The 3,425-nt window shown below is 38.9% G+C and carries 3 protein-coding genes and 1 pseudogene; all 4 read right to left on the reverse strand.

The annotated features are described in order from the left end of the window. Positions 1-231: 231 nt before the first annotated feature. Positions 232-1,092, reverse strand: a complete 861-nt coding sequence (locus tag QZ359_RS01980) for a methionyl aminopeptidase (RefSeq protein ID WP_261044805.1) — start codon at positions 1,090-1,092, stop codon at positions 232-234. Positions 1,093-1,107: 15 nt separating this feature from the next. Continuing rightward, on the reverse strand, positions 1,108-2,385 hold the full coding sequence (gene spxR, locus QZ359_RS01985; protein WP_000033825.1) for a CBS-HotDog domain-containing transcription factor SpxR: 1,278 nt from the start codon (positions 2,383-2,385) through the stop codon (positions 1,108-1,110). Next, positions 2,378-2,929 carry a GNAT family N-acetyltransferase gene (locus QZ359_RS01990; RefSeq protein ID WP_261195345.1) on the reverse strand — a complete coding sequence of 184 codons (552 nt, stop codon included), beginning with the start codon at positions 2,927-2,929 and terminating at the stop codon, positions 2,378-2,380. Before QZ359_RS01990 ends, spxR begins: the two co-directional genes overlap by 8 nt. A 15-nt stretch (positions 2,930-2,944) precedes the next feature. Beyond that, positions 2,945-3,425: pseudogene (locus QZ359_RS01995) on the reverse strand (UDP-N-acetylglucosamine 1-carboxyvinyltransferase); the annotation flags it as partial.

Below are 3,425 nucleotides of genomic sequence, written 5' to 3' on the forward strand. Positions count from 1 at the left end.
TACTATAAATATTAAAATTTGTATCAAGTTTGCTACGGTTAACTGTTTTTGTCATTATATTATATGAAACAAACTCTTTAATAGTACACTATGTTTTCTAAAATATTGTTAGAAATTGATTTGAATTGCTCAATCAAGTTGTTCGTTTTTTTCATTTCGCTATAGATAAAAGAAAAAATTGAAGAAAATTGTCCAAAGAGCCACTTTTTCTTCAATCTACTTTTACTTATTTTAATAAGTTCCTTCTTCGCCTTGACTAGTCAAGATTACCGGACCATCTTTCGTAATCACGAATTGGTGTTCATACTGACATGACAATCCACCGTCGATGGTCTTATGGGCCCAACCGGTCTTCATATCTGTATCAATTTCCCAGTCACCTGTATTGATCATTGGTTCAATAGTCAAAACCATTCCTTCACGAAGACGGAGTCCTCGACCTGCAATACCATAGTTAGGAACCATTGGTTCTTCGTGCATGGTTGGGCCAACACCATGACCAACCAAATCACGCACTACACCGTAACCACGGCTTTCAGCGTATTCTTGAATAGCCGCACCGATATCACCAATACGATTTCCAACAACAGCTTGCTCAATCCCCTTGTACATAGCTTCTTTGGTTACATCCATCAAGTTTTTCACTTCTTCGGACGGTGTACCTACAGCATAAGCCCAACATGAGTCTGCTAGACCACCAGAATAGCTCTGAGTGTATTTTTTCATCTGCTCCACATTGTTGAAGTTTAATTTTGAGACATTCAGATCAGATTTAGCAATAGGACCTCCCAAAACCATATCAACTTTGAGCAAATCACCATCTTTCAAAATATAGTGACGAGGGAAGGCATGAGCTACTTCATCGTTAAGAGAGCAGCAGGTAGCATAAGGATAGTCCATCATGGCACCGTCAACCCCAATCTGAAGTGGAAGGAAATTTTCTTCCTTACAACGACGGCGAACGTATTCTTCAACTTCCCACATATCTACGCCTGGCTTAATCAAATCACGTAAGCCAATATGGATACTTGCTAAAAAATCACCGGCCCTGTCCATAGCTTCGATTTCACGAGCTGATTTTAATGTTATCATTTTTTCTCCTAGTTTCTAATTAATTTTAACAGTCACATTTGCTTTTGAAACAATCTGATGACCATGATAAATATCGTAATCAATAATAGCTGATCGTCTAGTATGGTGGATAATGCGTGCTTGAATGCGCAGTATATCATCTATCTGAACAGCCTGCAAAAAGTAGATCAGCATTTGCTCGATGATGAGATTGCGACCACTATTCACAACTAAATCTTGGGTCATATGAGTCAGTATCTCTGCCAATACACCGTTAGCTAAAACACCGTTTTTCTCAAGCATAAAGGGTTCCACTGTAATCACTACTTCATCATGGTGATAAGCGAGTTTTTGACCAATCTGCTCAGAAAAAGTTGGTAGAGCCGAAACTTGAGAACGACTCATCTTCTCCATGACATCTCGCCGTGTCACAACTCCAAGCAAGGTTTGATTATTCCGAACAACCGGTACCATTTCAAAGTCTTCAGCAATCATCCGTTGACTCACATTGGCAATATTTGTCGATAATCCAACCAAAAATAGACTACGAGACATGACCTTGTCAATTGTGGTACTTGGTGACTTATCACCAGCGTCTCTCATGGTTACAACTCCAACAACAACCTGATGTTGATTGATAACTGGGAAACGACTGCTACGATTCTTACGTACCAAGTCCAAATAATCTTTAACAGTGTCAGTCTCTCTCAGAAAACCATACTCATGACTCGGACGGTAAAGTTTCTCAACAGTTAAAATATCCGTTTTGATTTGGACATTTGACAAGGCTTTATTAATCATGGTCGCGACAGTGAAAGTATCATGCTTACTTCTCAGAACAGGAATCCCTTTTTGATTGGCCAGTTTAAGCACATCATCATGAACCTGAAATCCCCCTGTCACAAGAACAGCATTTTCATTTTCAAGTGCTAACAGTTGGATACGGGTACGGTCTCCGACAATCAAGAGCCCCCCATCGTGAAGGTAAGACAAGATATTTTGTTCAGTCATGGCACCAATTGAAAACTTACTAAATTCTCTCTCTAAACCTTCTTGCCCAGCCAGAACCTCAGAAGAAGTCACTTCTGCAATTTCAGCAAAAGTTAATCTTTCAATCGCAACTTTCTGTGATTTAACACGGATAGTACCACTTCTAGGACGGGTCTCCACAATTCCACGGTTTTCAGCTTCCTTGATAGCGCGATAGGCCGTTCCATCACTGACTCCCAGATGGTTGGAAATACTACGAACACTCACCCTTTTACCTACTGGTAATTCCTCCAAATAGCTTAGAATTTCCTGATGCTTACTCATTGAATTCTCCTTTTACATACCGAAATTCAAGATAATCCCGCATTTTTCTTGTGTAGCGATCACTTCCCTTAAACTGACGGAACAAACTAAATCCAGACTTAAGAGCAACCTTTTGGCTAGCTTCATTTTCAAGGTGGGTAATGATAGATAATTGTTTTAAGCCAAATTCCTCAAAAGAAAGCTGACAAATTTTTCTAACAACCTCTGTCATAAATCCTTGCGACCAAGCATCTTTTCTCAAAAAATAGCCAAGCTCAGCTTCTTTTTTGATTTCATCTAACTTCTCAAATTTAATAGAACCAATCATTTGTTGATTTTTCTGGTCACAAATTGCCCACACTCCCAAAGGGGACTTCATAAAGTAATTTGCTAATGCATATTGACTTTCTTCCAGACTTGCCTGAGTTGGGAAAATAAATTGTAAATTTTCAGGATTTGAGGCTATCTCATGGAAGTCTTGACTATCACTAAAAAAGAAAGGACGCAAATACAAGCGATCCGTTTCAAAAAAAGAAAACATTGCTAATTTGGTCCAAATATTCATAAACACCTCTACGGTTTAATCCTCAACAAGTGTAATATCCGCTCCTAGATTACGTAATTTTTCAATAATATCAGAATAACCACGTAAGATAAACTCGATATTTGTAATTTCAGTTTTACCTTCAGCCATAAGCCCAGCAATGACTAGTGCAGCCCCAGCTCTCAGGTCAGTTGCTTTAACACTTGCCCCACGTAAATCACGTCCACCTGTGTACAAAATATGACCATTTGTTGTCGAAATGTCCGCATCCATCCTTGCTAGTTCAAAAACATGATTTACACGTTTTTCGTAAATCGTATCAACAATTGTACCACGACCATTAGCTGTTAGCAACAAAGGGGTAATCGGTTGTTGCAAATCAGTTGCAAAGCCTGGATAAGGAGCTGTCTTAATATTGATTGCTTTCAAATTAGACTGTTCTTCGACAAAAATACTGTCTTCAGATACTGTCATTCTCACTCCCATTTCTTCCAACTTAGCAATAAATCCTTCTAGG

The sequence above is a fragment of the Streptococcus sp. genome, assembly GCF_019414905.1.
Lineage (GTDB): Bacteria > Bacillota > Bacilli > Lactobacillales > Streptococcaceae > Streptococcus.

What these genes read in the sequence shown, in the direction of transcription:
- QZ359_RS01980 (WP_261044805.1), bottom strand. Translation starts at nt 1,092, where the DNA reads ATGATAACATTAAAATCAGCTCGTGAAATCGAAGCTATGGACAGGGCC.
- spxR (WP_000033825.1), bottom strand. Translation starts at nt 2,385, where the DNA reads ATGAGTAAGCATCAGGAAATTCTAAGCTATTTGGAGGAATTACCAGTA.
- QZ359_RS01990 (WP_261195345.1), bottom strand. Translation starts at nt 2,929, where the DNA reads ATGAATATTTGGACCAAATTAGCAATGTTTTCTTTTTTTGAAACGGAT.